Below are 15430 nucleotides of genomic sequence, written 5' to 3' on the forward strand. Positions count from 1 at the left end.
GGTATTCTGTCCGATTGGCTTAACTCCGCCCTAATTCAATGTAAGCTCACTGCCATCGCTAAGCGTAACCCGCCAGACGGGATGAAGCTGCAGCTTCTCCCCGGCCAGCGCAGGCATATAGGCAGGCGTAAGCTCAATGATCCGCAAGGAACTGCCGATCTGCGCCAGCCGCTGCTTCAGCAGTTCGCCGCCAGGCAGCTCGACAATGGTCTTCTCAGACTTGTCCTCATTCGTATACATCAGGGAGCGCTCATAGGAAGAGACCGTTCCCTGCTGGAGCTCCAGATGAATTACGCCATACTGAAGCTGCGGATTGCTCATGATCGGATAGGAGCCGGACGGATAAGCGCCATAATATTGTTGAAAAGAAACCTTGCGGTCCTGCCGGCCCTCCTCCGTAGCAGCCAGCCTGTAGGTTCCGTTCCAGCCGCCATGGTTATTGACGAATTCCACCGCCTCCAGCGCATCCTTTGCCGGTGTGCTGTCGCCATCCGGCAGTGCAGCCGGGTCGCTATAACTCATCCAGTTCTGCTCCTGGTCCACCTGCAGGCTGCGTTTGCTGTCCGTGTAAATTTTGGAACCGTCCTTCTCAGGAATGTATCTTGTATTGCCTGCATCGAAGAACAAATTGCTTTGCATTTGCTCAATGGTATACATACCCGCAGGCATCACGACTTTAACCAGCGGAACATCCGCCTCAGGGACATAATACTCACCGTTCACGGCTGTATACAGAGTCAGATTCTTGCCGAAGTCCACATGCTGCTGCACATCCTGAACCGTAAGATCGGCCTTGGCCGCCTCGTACACAATATCCCCGCGTGTGCTGAAGAAGATGACATGGGCTTTGGAGTCATTTTTGATATTGTAGATCCAGATCCGGTCAATGCTCTCCCCCTCGAACAGCGAATCCGGCGAGATCTGCATGACCCGCTGCAGCAGCGTTACCGGAATGCCTGCCCCGAACGACAGCTCAATGCCCGGATTCTCGCTGCGGATCTTGTCCCAGTCGAAATCCTGTACGGACCGCCGCTGGAAGCTCTCGAAGCTGCGGCCCTTCAGGCGGTTCATAATCAGATTATAGAAGGTGGAGCTGGGGTAGAACAGCGTATGCTTGTCCCCGCCCATATGAATAATCATTTTATCAGGGTAGAGCAGGTTCTCCACCTTTTCCTTCAGTCCCATATTATCCGTCTTCACATATAGGGTCTTCGACAACACCGCCGAGTCGCTGCCCGGCAGCCTGTAGATCAGGTAATAGCTCTCCACGAGACTTCCGAGTATAAGCAGGACCAGCATCCATGACTTGATTCTCTCCTTCACGCCTCACTCCCCCTTTGCTTCATCAAAGGCAGTGTGAACGTGACCAGCGAGCCCTCATTCAGCTCCGACTGCAGGGAGATGGAGCCGCCGTGGGCTTTGACAATTTCCCGGGCAATGGACAGCCCCAGACCTGTTCCGCCCATGTTCCGCGAGCGTGCCTTATCCACCCGGTAGAAGCGTTCAAAGATCCGCTCAATATCCTTCTTCGGAATCCCTATACCAGAGTCACGGACAGACACGGCCAGCATGCCGTCCTCGTTCTTATGCGCCTCCAGCTGGATCGTCCCGCCTTCCGGCGTATACTTGAGGGCATTGGAGACCAGATTGCCCAGCACCTGATCAATCTGATCGCGGTCCAGCCAGGCTGTAGCGACATCCTTACGCACCCTGGTGCTGATGTGAATCCGCTTCTGGCGGATCTGGAAGGAGAAGCGGTCCGCCACATCCTCCAGCATCTCGGTGATATCCGTCTGCTGAATGCGCAGGCTGGATTCCTTAGAATCAAGCCGCGACAGATGCAGCAGATCCGTAACCAGCCGGATCATGCGCTCCGTCTCATTGCGGATAACGCCGACGAACCGCACGGCAAGCTGCGGATCTTCAAGTGCGCCGTCATCCAGCGCCTCCGCATAGCTCTTGATCGTCGTAAGCGGCGTCCGCAGTTCATGCGACACGTTCGCCACGAACTCCCGGCGAGACTCCTCCAGATTCTCCTGCTCCGTAACATCCTGCAGCACCGCAATCGTCCCGGCGATCCGTCCGCCTTCGCGGCGGTGAATCGGGGTGAAGGTCACCCGCACAATATTGGGGTCCTCTCCGACCATGGGAGACAGATGGAGCATGGCCGACTGGGGAACGCCCTGAGTTACCGAGACAGACTGCTCAGGCTCCAGGCCCAGCAGCCCGCCAAGCGAGGCTCCTGCCGGAAGCGGTCCTTCCGCGCCCAGCATCAGGGCAGCGCGCGTATTCATCAGAATCACCGCGCCGCTCTCGTCTGTGGCTACGACACCGTCACTCATATTGGCGAGAATGGACGACAGCTTCTCCTTCTCCTCTTCGTTCTGCAGCAGCGCCTCGCGCAGCCGGTCCGTCATATAGTTGAAGGCCTGGCTCAGCTGGCCAATCTCATCATTGCCGAACACAGGAACCTTCCGGTTGAAGCGCCCTTCGGCCACAGCCGTGGCATGCTTGGTCATCTCCTTAATCGGATGTGTGATCGTATGGGCCAGAATGACACCCAGTACGGCCGTCAACGCCAGCGCCAGCAGCAGCCCCGAGAGGAACACACTGTTAATCCGGCTCATGGTGGCATATAAGTCTTTCATATCGGCAGCTATATAGATGGCGCCTACCACCTTATCACCGGAAATTACCGGCTTCGCTACTACCTTCTTGCGCACATTATCATCAGCGATGATATATTCCTCATTATCGCTGATCCCCTGCAAGGCGCGGCTGACCACGGTCTGCGTGTTCCGCTGGCCGACATAGTCATTCTGTGAAGGGATCGAGGTGGTAATAATCTTGCCGCTCGCATCCAGCACCTGAATTTCTGCACCATTGATATACAGATTATTCACCATGCCGCGCAGGCTCTCGACCGCCGACTCCTCATCGGCTGTTCCTGTCTCACTGCCGAGTTTGTCAGCGGTGAGGATCGAGAGCATCTCGGCCCGGGCCTTCAGATCCTTGGTGAAGTTATCCGTCAGCGAGTTCTTCATCGAGCTGACAAAGTATACGCCGATCAGCTGCATCGCAATCAGAATCAGCAGCACATAGATTACGATAAGCCTGGCCTGAATCGTCCGGAAAAAGGACAGTGCCTTCATTACAACCCTCCGTTTTTGGGGCTATGCATCAAATAACCGAGTCCGCGCCGGGTATGAATATACTCCGGCTTACTGGGGTTCTCCTCAATTTTTTCTCTGAGCCGGCGGATGGTCACATCCACCGTCCGCACATCGCCGAAATATTCGAAGCCCCACACAGCCTGCAGCAGATGCTCCCGGGTCATTACCTTGCCCGCATGGCGGATCATGTAATAGAGCAGCTCATATTCACGATGTGTCAGATCCAGCGGCTCACTATCCTTGTAGACCATGTACATATCCGTATCAATGAATAATCCGAAATGATAGACCCCCTGCTTGCTCTCCACTGTCTCACTCGGCGCTTCCGACGGAGACGGCTTATGCTGGCGCCGCATTTGGGCCTTAACCCTGGCCAGCAGCTCACGGGTACTGAACGGCTTAGTCACATAATCATCCGCACCAAGCTCCAGACCCAGCACTTTATCAATCTCCCCATCCTTGGCGGTAAGCATAATGATAGGAATATCCAGATGGGCAGAGCGCACCTCACGGCAGACATCCATTCCGTCCTTGCCGGGCAGCATGAGATCCAGCAGCATCAGATCGGGGCGTTTGGACAGAGCCAGCTCCACTGCACTATTGCCGTCGAAGGCGCAGATGACCTCGTAGCCCTCTTTTTCCAGATTGAATTTCAATATATCAGCAATAGGTTGTTCGTCATCCACTACAAGAATCGTTCCCATTTGCATATGCTCAGCTTCACCTTTCTAACGATACTCGAAACCCTGATTCCTTTATTTTAACATACCTGCCTTAGCGTCACATCTATATAAGATGCCAGTTCAAAGAGAAATAAAAACCGCCCGAAATGATCCGGACGGCAGAGAAGAATTATAGAATGGTGGTCTAGCTCTTATCCATTACTTCAGGTATTTCATTGGATTGATGGCCGTCCCGTTCTTGCGGATCTCGAAATGCAGATGCGTCCCCGTGGAGCGCCCGGTGTTGCCCATAATTCCGATGGGGCTGCCCTGTCCCAGCTTCTGTCCGGTAGAGACCGAAATACTGCTTAAATGCCCATAGTACGTAACGTATCCGTTGTTATGGTTAACGATCACCACATTGCCGTACCCGTTCTGCACACCAGCGAAGCTGACCGTCCCAGCATCCGCAGCCTTGATCGTGCGGTTGCCCGATACCAGATCGACTCCCTTGTGTGTGCGTCCCCAACGCTCGCCGTAGCTGCTGGAGATCATCGCTCCGCTAACCGGCCAGGCGAACATTCCTGTTCCTTCACCTACAACCTTGGTGCCGGAATAGACCACTTCAGGCAGAGAAGCCTTCACTACGCTCTGGCCCAGCCACTCCTCCTGAACCACCTGTCCGTTCTCTTTGGTTAGCCTGTACTTCATCGTTTTGAGCCCGGTTTGTCCGGGGCGGACTACCTTCCGCTTGCCTGCCGGCAGCTGGTCACTCTTGCGGATAATAACCTCAGGCTCCGTGACCACCTCTTCGGTTACCTGTTCTACGGTCACTACCGTTAGGTCAGGCTGTGGCACCGTTAGCTGCAATTCATCCCCAATCTGCAGACTAAGCTCCTTCACCTCGGGATTATTGCGGAAAATCTCCGCCTGAGTGATATTGAACCGGGAAGCAATAGCGGAGACTGTGTCGCCTTCTTGAACCGCATAGCGCAGCGGCGCCTCCCTGCCTTCGGTCAGCACCTTCACTGCCTCTTCTACACTAAGCACCTTATTGGGATCTGCCTTCACCGGAACAATGTTAACTTCCTCCCGGATCTTGACTGACTCCACCTGATCATTGGCGGCTGAACCAGCCGCTCCCGCCTTGGCCGCTGTCTTCTTCAGCTTCGCACCCGGAGCTGCCGCCTTCTGCGGAGCGTAATGCGACTTAACGGCCTGAAGCACCGCCGCCGCCGTCTCCTGATCCTTCACAATCCCGAGTGGTTCCCCATCCACAGCCAGTTGTACGCCTACGGCATAAGCCTTGAGCATACCATCCAGCTTGTCCAGTGTAGCCTCGCTGTTAATCTCCGGCTTGTAAGCCCGCTGGGCCTCAGTCGTAATACCGCCGGTCTGTAGCACCATAACAGAGTCAGGATACTTGAGCTGATATTCCCGTCTCTTCTCCTCGAACAGCTTGTTCAAATCCGCCTGCTGGTTCAGCGCTCCAATCTCCTCACCGTTCACCAGCACTTTGTAATAGGTTACTGTATTCGCTGCTACCTGCTTCTTCTGTGCCCCCACCAGGAAGGTGGTCAGCAGAACCAGACCGGCAGAAGCCAGTATCCATGAACGCCGGCGGCGGGATTTCATCTCCGGCTGAAAGACACGGGATTCACCCGAAGTCATTGCATCCTTACCTTGCTCACCTGCTGCACCAGATCCTGCGGATGCTTCTGCACGGTTCCGCAGGTTCCCCATCCGGCGTATAAACTTAAATCCTTTCATGAAACTCTCCCTTTCGGCTGTAAAAACAAGAATGTATATGCTTCGCGCATCCGATTTGCATGAGTACGAATATGACTGTATGACGCATACGAAAAAGGTTACAAAATATTAACCCTTATTAGTCCTTTTTTACTGTACCATAGCCTGAAGAAAAATTTCAACTTTGCTCCCATAGCAAAACCCGCCAATTTCGCGGGTTTATTCCCAAAATATGCGTTTTAAACGGCGAAATCTTGTCCAAAAAATGACAATTTTAATTCTGATTCGTCCCTCCGCTATCTGGTGTAAGCATTTTCATCAGCGCCTTATATTCATCCTCATCTACGTACTTCGCAATGATACCCTGCAGTTCCGTTACTTCGCTCTCTGTCAAGCCGCCCTCCAGGGCAGCAGAGATCTTGATCATCTCCTCCTGGGGAAGCTTATTCATCAGAATATTGAAGATATTGGATTTCGCATTAGCAGGCAGGTTCTCCTTTAGATCATTCATAGCCTCCGGCGTCATCACCAGATTCTGGTCCAGCCCCTGCTCACTCTGTTCTTCTCCCGAAGCGGCTTGTCCCATCACAGGCAGTGCATTATCGGGCACCGTCTCGTCTACCGATTTCTCTTGAAGATTCCCGGCTTTTCCGCCACTGCTGTCCTTCTTCTCTACCTCCGTCTTGCTTGAATCAGCCTCCTTGGTGGAGTTTTTAGTCTCGCTTGAGGCCGCTTTGGAATTCTCCTTGGGGGCAACCCCGCTGCCGCCCATACCGGTCAGACTCTTCACAAAGCCGCCGATTCCCGGCCCCGGCCCGTCCAGCTTAATATCGAAGCTGGCCAGCACCGACTGGATATACGTATTCACCACATAGGCCGTTGTCAGCATGGACAGGCCGCTCGCCAGCACCACAATCAGGCAGATGCTCAGCGCACGCTTCACTATTTTCACCAACATCACTCCCTTACACCCTGCTCTATTCAACCTCAGAAGAATCGGTTCGCTATGATCCCATTCTCACAGTATTGACTAGAACAACGTCCGGGAAACGTCCCCGAAGCACATTAAAGCTGATTAACCTGCTAAAAAAACATCAGAACATACAGAAACAGGAGCCTCACCGAGGCCCCTGCTCCTATACGTATCTATTTAGTTCTGCTTCAGCCTAGATATAGATTGGCAGTACTTGATTAGTCTGTTCACGGTTGCGGCCCACAGAGAAGATCGAGATCGGAATCCCCGTCAGCTCCGATACACGTTCCACGTATTTGCGTGTGTTGGCCGGCAGATCCTCCAGCGTCTTCGCCCCAGTGATGTCTTCGCTCCAGCCTGGAAGCTCCTCGTAGACCGCTTCACACTCTGCCAGCATTTTCAGGCTTGCCGGGTAATGTGTGATAATATCTCCACGGTACTTGTAGCCGGTGCAGATCTTCACAGTCTCAAGACCGCTCAGGACATCCAGCGAGTTCAGCGACAGGCCGGTGATTCCGCTGACGCGGCGGGCGTGACGCACAACCACACTGTCGAACCAGCCCACGCGGCGGGCGCGTCCGGTTACGGTTCCGTACTCATGCCCGGTCTCGCGAATATAATCACCGGTTGCATCGTTCAGCTCTGTAGGGAACGGGCCGTCTCCAACGCGGGTAGTATAAGACTTCGCCACACCGATAACCTGCTTGATCTTGGACGGGCCCACGCCCGAACCGATGCAGACGCCGCCAGCCGAAGGATTCGATGAAGTAACGAACGGATAAGTTCCCTGGTCGATATCGAGCATCACGCCCTGCGCACCTTCGAACAGCACCCGGGAATCCGCATCAATCGCATCATTCAGTACCACCGAAGTATCGGTTACATAGCCGCGCAGCACTTCTGCATACTCCAGATATTTGGTCAGAATCTCTTCCACATTCAGCGGCTCAGCGCCGTATACCTGAGTGATCACCTGATTCTTCTCTTCCATCAATGGACGAAGTCTCAGCTCGAATTCCTCAGCGTCCATCAGATCGGCAATCCGGATGCCGTTACGGGCAGCCTTATCCATGTAGCACGGGCCGATACCCTTGCGTGTTGTACCGATTTTGTTCGGGCCTTTGCGGTCTTCCTCAAGCGCATCCAGCACCATATGATAAGGCATAATGACATGCGCACGATCGCTGATTACCAGGTTCTTCGTATCGAAGCCATTGTCATGAATATAATTAATTTCTTGGATCAGCGCTTCCGGGTTAATGACCATTCCGTTGCCGATAACACAAGTCTTCTCTTTATAAAATACACCAGATGGAATCAAGCTCAGCTTGAACTTCTTTCCGTCAATCAGAATCGTGTGACCGGCATTGTTACCCCCTTGATACCGGGCGACCACATCTGCACTTTCCGCCAGAAAATCCGTGATCTTGCCTTTGCCTTCGTCTCCCCATTGTGTTCCCACGACGACTACCGTTGACATGTACATTCCTCCGTAGGTGCTAGCAAGCACCATTATTTTTCCGCTTATCATAGGGGCTCTGTACGCGCTTCATCTTGTACGCAGCCCTCCGGACACCAGGCGGGCAGGCCGCCAAAGCACAATAATCAGTGTAACAGCGGCACTTTTTAAAGTCAAATAAAAACGAACGATCACAGACTGAAATGTGCAATCGTTCGTGTATTGTGCGAAGTTTGCCTAACCTGCAAATGGTTCTGCATGCGCCCGCTCGTAGTTGACGAACTTGTTGAAGTTCTTGAGGAACACAAGCTCCACCGTCCCTACCGGACCGTTACGCTGCTTGGCAATAATAATTTCGATAATGTTCTTCTTCTCGGTATCCTGATTGTAATAATCATCACGGTACAGGAACGCTACGATATCGGCATCCTGCTCGATAGAGCCTGATTCACGAAGGTCACTCATCATCGGCCGTTTGTCCTGGCGCTGCTCCACACCGCGGCTGAGCTGGGACAAGGCAATAACCGGAACGTCAAGCTCACGGGCGATCTGCTTCAGGGTACGGGAGATTTCCGATACCTCCTGCTGGCGGTTCTCGCCGGCCTTGCCCCGGCCCTGGATCAGCTGCAGGTAGTCGATGACAATCATTCCGAGTCCCTTTTCCTTCTTGAGCCGGCGGCATTTCGCCCGGATATCGGTAACTGTGATGCCCGGAGTGTCGTCGATGTAGATTTCGGACTCGGACAGCGACTGGATGCCCATCGTGAGCTTGGACCAGTCATCATCGCTCTTGAAATCACCGGTACGCATAATATTGGCGTCCAGATTGGCCTCTGCGCAGATCATACGCTGAACCAGCTGGGGCGCCGACATTTCCAGACTGAAGATGGCTACCGTCTCCTTCGCCCGCACCGCCACATTCTGCGCGATATTCAGAGCGAAGGCCGTCTTCCCGACGGAAGGACGGGCCGCCACAATAATTAAGTCATTGCGCTGAAAGCCGTTCGTCATATGGTCCAGGTCAACGAACCCGGTTGGAATCCCCGAGGTTCCGCCTTTATTCTGATGGAGCAGCTCGACCCGGTCGAATACCTGCATGAGCACATCGCGGATGGCAATGAACCCGCTGCCGCTGCGGCGGTTCGAGATCTCCAGGATTCGCCGCTCGGCGTCACTCAGCATAATGCCTACGTCTTCGCCGCCGGTATAGCCTTCGCTGACAATCTGCGTGGCTGTGCGGATCAGCCGCCGCAGCATCGCCTTCTCTTCAATAATCTGGGCGTAATAATCGACGTTGGCCGCAGTCGGCACCGCATGCGCCAGCTTCGCCAGATAGCTGACACCGCCGATATCCTCAAGCTCCCCCTTATCCTGGAGCCGGGATGTCAATGTAATCAGGTCAATCGGCTGGCTCTCTTCTCCGAGCTGCACCATCGCCTCAAATATCATCTGATGCGGTTTGTCGTAGAAGTCTTCGGTATTCACCCGCTCCATCGCGGTAATTAGCGCCTCATCCGACAGTAGAACTGCACCCAGTACGGCCTGTTCTGCCTCCAGATTCTGCGGGGGAACCCGATCGAAAAAGAGATCTCCACCCATCCTACTCCTCCGTTACCTGAACCGTGAGGTTAGCCTTTACTTCAGTATGCAGCTTAACTGTTGCCTGGAACGTGCCTACATGGCGGATCGAATCGCTCAGCTCAATTTTGCGCTTGTCGATGACGATGCCCTGAGTAGCTGCCAGTGTCTCGCCGATCTGCTTGCTGGTAATAGCGCCGAAGAGACGGCCGCCTTCGCCTGCTTTGGCCTTTAGAGTCAGGGTCAGCTCATCCAGCTTCTTGCCCAGCTGTACCGCTTCCTCCTTCTCCTGGTCCTTGCGGCGCTGTTCGGCTGCCGCCTGGTTCTCCAGTGTCTTCACATTACCGTCTGTAGCCGGACGAACCAGCCCGCGCGGCAACAGGAAATTGGCTGCATAGCCCTCCGACACCTCTTTAACCTGCCCCTTCTTGCCTTGACCCTTAACATCCTTCAAGAATATGACCTTCATTCAAATAACCCCTCTTTCGCTTCAATTTCGGCCAGCACTGCGAGCAGTCTGGCTTCCGCTTCTTTGGTTGTTCCTTCAAGCTGTACAGCCGCGTTGGACAGATGTCCGCCGCCGCCCAGCTTCTCCATGACTACCTGCACATTCATCCGACCCAGAGAACGGGCGCTGATGCCGATCAGGCCGTCAGGACGTTCACTGATGACGAAGGACGCCACCACATTCGTCATCCCAAGCAGCGTATCCGCCGTCTGGGCGATCAGCAGCTGCGGAATCTTCATCCCGGGCTGTGTGACCACCAGTGCGATCTGGTCATACACCATACGCGCATGCTTGATGATCTCCGCCTTCGAGATATACTCCTGCAGATCCTCCTTCAGCATGCGCTGAATGAGAATCGTATCCGCCCCGACCCGGCGCAGGAACCCTGCCGCCTCGAAGGTCCGCGAACCTGTATGCAGCGCGAAATGCTTCGTATCGACCGTAATCCCGGCCAGCAGCATCGTGGCCTCCAGCGGGCTGAGCTTAATCTTGTCATGAATGTACTGCAGCAGCTCCGTCACCAGCTCACAGGTCGATGACGCATACGGCTCCAGATACACGAGCACAGCGTCATTGATGAACTCCTCACCCCGGCGGTGATGGTCAACCACCACAATCCGGCTGGCAACCTGCACCAGCCTCGGCTCCATAGTCATGGAAGCCTTGTGTGTATCCACAACAATGAGCAGCGTATGCTCCGTCATCATCTGGAGAGCCTGCTCTGGCGTGATAAAGGTCTTGTAGAGCGCCTCATCCTTACGAATCTCCTCCATCATCCGGGTAATCGAGGGATTCGGTGTCTCCATCACAATGCTGGCTTCCACATTGTACATCTGTGCCGCCTTAAGCAGGCCAATCGCCGCTCCCACCGCGTCAATATCCGGTATCCGGTGCCCCATAATCAGCACCCGGTCGCTCTCCTGCATCAGATCCCGCAGGGCGTGGGCGATCACCCGCGCCCGGACGCGGGTGCGTTTCTCGGCGGCATTGGTCTTGCCGCCGTAGAAGGAGAGCCGCTGGCCCGCCTTCACAGCGGCCTGGTCCCCGCCTCTGCCGAGCGCCATGTCCAGACTCGACTGGGCAAGCGCTCCCAGCTCACTGGCCGATTCCGAGCCGTAGGCAAGGCCTATGCTCAGCGTCATCGGCACCTTGAGGTCTGCCGTCATCTCACGGACCTCATCCAGCACCACGAACCTGCTCTCCTCCAGGGCCTGAAGGCTGCGGTGATTCAACAGCATCAGGTACCGCTCGGAAGACAAACGTCGCAGATATACCTCGAATTGCTTACTCCACTCGGTAATCTCACTGGCAACCTTGGCGATTAGCGAAGTACGCTGCTGATCATCCATCCCCTGGGCGGCCTCATCCAGATTATCCATCATGACAATTCCAATCGCCAGCTTCTCTTCCTCATACCGCTCACGCAGCACCACAAGCTCGGTAATATCGAATAAATACAGCAGCCGTTCGCTTGGAATCACCACGACCTCATAATAACGGTCATCCACCGTAAGCTCATGGCGCTGCTCCTTCAATACCCCTTCCTTAACCGGTTCCCGCTTGGACGGCAGGTTCTGCAGAGAAGCCATAACCTCAGGCATCAGCTCCTGCATATCTTCACCCACAAGAGACTTGCGGGAGAAGATCTGGCCGGCATTCCGGTTATGCCATTCCACCGCCCGGTCCTCACTGTACAGGATAATTCCGAGCGGAAGCATGCTTACAGCCTCTCCCTCCACCCGCTTGATGCGGAAGGACAGGCCATTGATATAATCTACAAGGTTGCGGCGGAACGACAGCTCGGCCTGCAGCATGGTGAAACACAATGTGCCGGCCAGGAAGAGGCTGGCAACACCGAGGACCCAGTTATAGATACTCACTACTATAATCAGGACCAGCAGCAGTAAGAACGCCCACACGGTATGATAGCCGTGCCAGCGTCTTTGCAGAAATTTTGGCATGAGCCCTCACCCTATCGTTTCGATTTCTTCACAAGCTCCCGCAGCGGAAACGCCAGGTCCACCACACCAATAATCCAGAATCCCGGCAGAGCAATAACAGGGATTGCCAGCAGAAGAGCGATGATCTTGCTCCACTTCCGTTCATGCACCAGGAAGAAGAGGAAGCCGATGGTCTGAATCTTGAACGCAATCTGCAACAGCGGCAGCAGATTGGCCGAGACCATTAGCATGAAGCCGCTGTCGGCACCGCCGAACAGCAGGCTGATTACGACGCCAAGCAGATAATACCAGATGAACGCTCTGGCCAGTCTCCATTCCCGCGCCGGCTTCAGCTTGGGCACCGCATATTCCATACTGTTCAGTATAGGGCGGACAATGGAATGGGTAATGACCGCAATCACGAACGCACTGAGGATCAGCGTCATCGGTATCGCCTGGATCGTCAGCCAGCTCATCTGGCCAATTTGATCGGAGGAGAGGGCGATCTCGGACAGCAGCGGATTGCTTGCCCCCATACTTGCCAGCCAGTCTGCATAGGTCTTCAGAACATCATAGACATAGTCGTACAAGTTGAACTTAAGGAACGTCGTACTGATCAGCAGAATCAGCAGGAATTCAGCTAGGATAGCGACCATACCGGCAATCAGTGTAGAAATCGCTGAAGCACGCTTCTTGTACCATCGTCCCATCACAAGGGCCGGGATTAAGAAATAAGCCGCAATCAGGATATACATCGGGGTAATCAGGCCCACAATCAGCAGAACCGGTAACAGATGCAGAATGAACTGCTTGGTGTTAAGGGTCGTAAAGAGCACTATGGCCGGAATAATCATAAAGAATGTTGTAATAAGCAAAAGCGGGGTTGACAGGGATAACAGCAGCAACAGATAAGCTACGCTCCAAGCCACAGATGTCCAGCGAAATTTCAACAGTATTCACCTCTTACGCATATGTTCTTCTAATGCAGATATATCCTGGTACCATTCTTCGAGCTGATGGCCCTCCTGCCTGTGCTTTCTCAGCTTCTCCAGCAGTAAATCATCCAGCTCGCGATAAGGGATACCGAGTCTGCGCCCCAAGATGTACGAGCTCATAATCAGGCTGGCCAGACTGTCGCCGACACGCGTGGTACTGCCTTCCCACAGCGCTTTGAATAACCTTGAGACTTGATCAATAACTTCCGTCTTTAACCACTCAATTACCTTGGCGCGTTTGGCCACATCCAGATCCTTCGGCACATTGGGCACTGTCTCTCTACCTCCGGCAAAAAGCATTATTCTCCATTATAGCATAAAAATTTCCGAGCCACACGGACGCCTGCCGCCCCTGAATACCGCCTTCCATCTTTCAAAAAAGGCCCGCATTCCGCTTCGCCGGAAATACAGGCCTTGGTACCTTATAACGATTCGAGCGATTGCCGTGAGACAAATTTCTCGCAGTATTCAATAATCTGGCTCCGGCGTACAATGCCGATGAACCGCTTCATGTCGTCGACCACCGGTACAAAGTTCTGGACCTTGGCCAAATTAATCAGATCTTCCATATCCGCATCAATCGAAACCGCCAGATTGTTCATCCGCAGCGGGACATCCTTAAGCAGAAATTTGGAAGCATTCTCAAAGGTGACCGCGCCGCCCGACTCCTTCATATACCAGAGCAAATCACCTTCTGTAACCGTTCCCGCATATTCTCCGTTGCGGTTCAGGATCGGCACTGCTGTATAGCGGTGAAACTCCATCCGTTCCAGGGTCTGCCGCAGCGTCGAATCCATGGTAACACATGCGACCTCCTGCTTCGGAAGTAAAAAAAACGCAATGTTCATCTCTTAATCCTCCTCAAAGAATTCCGAAGGAATGCTACTTTACCTTCCTTGCACTAAAGCCCACCGTAGTTATACGTCTGCCCTCAGCAATAAGTTCCATTCCATTATAGCATGAAGACAGTAAACAGCAGCCATTAACCTTGAGGGAATGGCTGCTGTTTTTATAACGGGTCAAGAAAATCGGTTCTGATCCTTATTGTACTGCAGGTGTAGCCGAAGGCTCAAGCGCGTTGCCGGCCTTGCCTGGCTCAATCAGCTGGTCAACCGGTGTGCTGGGGTTCATCCAGTTGTCGATCAGCGCCTTGGCTTTATTCAGATCCTCTTCGTTCACTACATCGTAGTAGACCCCGTCCATCCGTTTGCCTTCCCCCATCACCGTGAAGCTGGAGATATCCATGTCCTTGCCGCCCATGAACTTCTTGGCGAGACTGATGATCATCGAGGGCTGAATATCCGTTTTGAAATTGTCGCCCATGATATCCAGCAGCTCAGGAATATTGCCGATCTGGCTGATCGATAACATTTTATTCGCTACGACATCAATAAAGACCTGTTGACGTTTGGTCCGGTTGAAGTCGCTATCCTCACGGTAGCGGGTATAGTTAAGTGCCTCTTCGCCGCTATAGTTCGACTTATTGGCCTTAATGGTGAATTTCTCATGGTCTTTGCCTTTGTTGACAATATCCTTCTTGATCGGGAGCGGCACACCGCCAATGGCATCGACAGCATCCTTCAGCCCCTGAAAGTTGATGGTGGCATAATATTGAATATCATGGCCGAGGAGCGCTTCCAGTGTATCCTTGGACATTTGCTGCCCGCCGAACGCATACGCATGTGTAATTTTATCCTTCTTATTGTCCTTGTATCCGATAATTTCCGTGTAGGTATCCCGGGGAACGGAGATCAGCAGAATTTTATAATCCTCCGGCCGGATCACCGCATACATCATGGTATCTGAGCGTGCGGTTTCATTCTTCCGCTGATCTGTACCAAGAAGCATCAGAGAGAACGGATCGCTTTTGAGTGCCACCGGTTCAGCCTTAACGGAAGTCGGTGTCTTGCTGGTGTTATTCTCCAGAGGCACATAGGATGCATCCGTCAGCTTCTGCTCCACCTGATCGGATAAAAAGAGGTCGAATGCCAGCACAGCCAGCGGCTTCTGGAACAGAAACCCTCCGGCTGCAATCACCAGTACCAGAATGAGCGCAATGTATCTTTTTTTTATTTTTTTAAGCTTTTTCATCATTTTTGATTCCTTCTTTATGGTGGAATGTACATATTATGAACGTAATCTATTTACAATGGCCGCCTGGGCTTCCAAGGCAGTCATGAGTGGGCTGTTCTAGCTGCTGTACGCCGCCCTGCTTCAGATGGTATTATTCCCCCTTTCCGGGATTCGGGTCGTTCTAATTGTAGAATAAACCTGGAAAACGGCTTTGACACATAAACAATATTTCTATTGTAATCACTTCACCACTAAAAAGAAACAACAAATAACGACAACTTTGACACTTAGGCCGCTTATATTCCATAAAGTATATGACG

The 15430-nt window shown here is 53.3% G+C and carries 13 protein-coding genes; all 13 read right to left on the reverse strand.

What is annotated here, in order from left to right; translation table 11 throughout:
- Positions 1-30 precede the first annotated feature (30 nt).
- Positions 31-1323, reverse strand: a complete 1293-nt coding sequence (locus MKY86_RS31730) for a YycH family regulatory protein (protein WP_076081898.1) — start codon at positions 1321-1323, stop codon at positions 31-33.
- A complete protein-coding gene (gene walK / locus MKY86_RS31735; RefSeq protein ID WP_076081899.1) occupies positions 1320-3152 on the reverse strand; it encodes a cell wall metabolism sensor histidine kinase WalK in 1833 nt (610 codons plus the stop codon). The genes MKY86_RS31730 and walK overlap by 4 nt, the downstream gene beginning before the upstream one ends.
- The gene (gene yycF / locus MKY86_RS31740) at positions 3152-3883 is read right to left on the reverse strand and encodes a response regulator YycF (protein ID WP_036728027.1); all 732 of its coding nucleotides are present in this window, start codon (positions 3881-3883) and stop codon (positions 3152-3154) included. Before yycF ends, walK begins: the two co-directional genes overlap by 1 nt.
- A gap of 171 nt (positions 3884-4054) precedes the next feature.
- Positions 4055-5605 (reverse strand): M23 family metallopeptidase, encoded by a 1551-nt coding sequence (locus MKY86_RS31745; protein WP_076081900.1) that lies wholly within the window; start codon positions 5603-5605, stop codon positions 4055-4057.
- A 253-nt stretch (positions 5606-5858) separates the two neighbouring features.
- Positions 5859-6536, reverse strand: coding sequence for a hypothetical protein (locus tag MKY86_RS31750; RefSeq protein WP_340827728.1), 678 nt, complete (start codon positions 6534-6536; stop codon positions 5859-5861).
- A gap of 214 nt (positions 6537-6750) precedes the next feature.
- On the reverse strand, positions 6751-8037 hold the full coding sequence (locus MKY86_RS31755; RefSeq protein WP_076081902.1) for an adenylosuccinate synthase: 1287 nt from the start codon (positions 8035-8037) through the stop codon (positions 6751-6753).
- 216 nt (positions 8038-8253) lie between these two features.
- Positions 8254-9615 carry a replicative DNA helicase gene (gene dnaB, locus MKY86_RS31760; RefSeq protein ID WP_036699821.1) on the reverse strand — a complete coding sequence of 454 codons (1362 nt, stop codon included), beginning with the start codon at positions 9613-9615 and terminating at the stop codon, positions 8254-8256.
- A gap of 1 nt (position 9616) precedes the next feature.
- Complete coding sequence (gene rplI, locus MKY86_RS31765) at positions 9617-10063, reverse strand: 50S ribosomal protein L9 (protein WP_036728030.1); 447 nt, start codon at positions 10061-10063, stop codon at positions 9617-9619.
- Positions 10060-12063 (reverse strand): DHH family phosphoesterase, encoded by a 2004-nt coding sequence (locus tag MKY86_RS31770; RefSeq protein ID WP_076081903.1) that lies wholly within the window; start codon positions 12061-12063, stop codon positions 10060-10062. Before MKY86_RS31770 ends, rplI begins: the two co-directional genes overlap by 4 nt.
- Positions 12064-12074: 11 nt before the next feature.
- On the reverse strand, positions 12075-12992 hold the full coding sequence (locus MKY86_RS31775) for a DUF2232 domain-containing protein (RefSeq protein WP_076081904.1): 918 nt from the start codon (positions 12990-12992) through the stop codon (positions 12075-12077).
- Positions 12993-12998: 6 nt separating this feature from the next.
- Positions 12999-13301, reverse strand: coding sequence for a MazG-like family protein (locus tag MKY86_RS31780; protein ID WP_179090524.1), 303 nt, complete (start codon positions 13299-13301; stop codon positions 12999-13001).
- Positions 13302-13459: 158 nt separating this feature from the next.
- Positions 13460-13885 (reverse strand): CBS domain-containing protein, encoded by a 426-nt coding sequence (locus tag MKY86_RS31785; RefSeq protein WP_036728036.1) that lies wholly within the window; start codon positions 13883-13885, stop codon positions 13460-13462.
- 193 nt (positions 13886-14078) lie between these two features.
- Positions 14079-15131, reverse strand: coding sequence for an LCP family protein (locus MKY86_RS31790; protein ID WP_076081905.1), 1053 nt, complete (start codon positions 15129-15131; stop codon positions 14079-14081).
- Positions 15132-15430 lie beyond the last annotated feature (299 nt).

The sequence above is a fragment of the Paenibacillus sp. FSL R7-0333 genome, from assembly GCF_038000365.1.
Taxonomy (GTDB): domain Bacteria; phylum Bacillota; class Bacilli; order Paenibacillales; family Paenibacillaceae; genus Paenibacillus_AQ; species Paenibacillus_AQ silagei.

Coding starts and splice junctions, on each gene's coding strand:
- MKY86_RS31755 (WP_076081902.1), bottom strand. CDS start 8,037: ATGTCAACGGTAGTCGTCGTGGGAACACAATGGGGAGACGAAGGCAAA.
- yycF (WP_036728027.1), bottom strand. CDS start 3,883: ATGCAAATGGGAACGATTCTTGTAGTGGATGACGAACAACCTATTGCT.
- rplI (WP_036728030.1), bottom strand. CDS start 10,063: ATGAAGGTCATATTCTTGAAGGATGTTAAGGGTCAAGGCAAGAAGGGG.
- MKY86_RS31790 (WP_076081905.1), bottom strand. CDS start 15,131: ATGATGAAAAAGCTTAAAAAAATAAAAAAAAGATACATTGCGCTCATT.
- MKY86_RS31785 (WP_036728036.1), bottom strand. CDS start 13,885: ATGAACATTGCGTTTTTTTTACTTCCGAAGCAGGAGGTCGCATGTGTT.
- walK (WP_076081899.1), bottom strand. CDS start 3,152: ATGAAGGCACTGTCCTTTTTCCGGACGATTCAGGCCAGGCTTATCGTA.
- dnaB (WP_036699821.1), bottom strand. CDS start 9,615: ATGGGTGGAGATCTCTTTTTCGATCGGGTTCCCCCGCAGAATCTGGAG.
- MKY86_RS31770 (WP_076081903.1), bottom strand. CDS start 12,063: ATGCCAAAATTTCTGCAAAGACGCTGGCACGGCTATCATACCGTGTGG.
- MKY86_RS31745 (WP_076081900.1), bottom strand. CDS start 5,605: ATGAAAGGATTTAAGTTTATACGCCGGATGGGGAACCTGCGGAACCGT.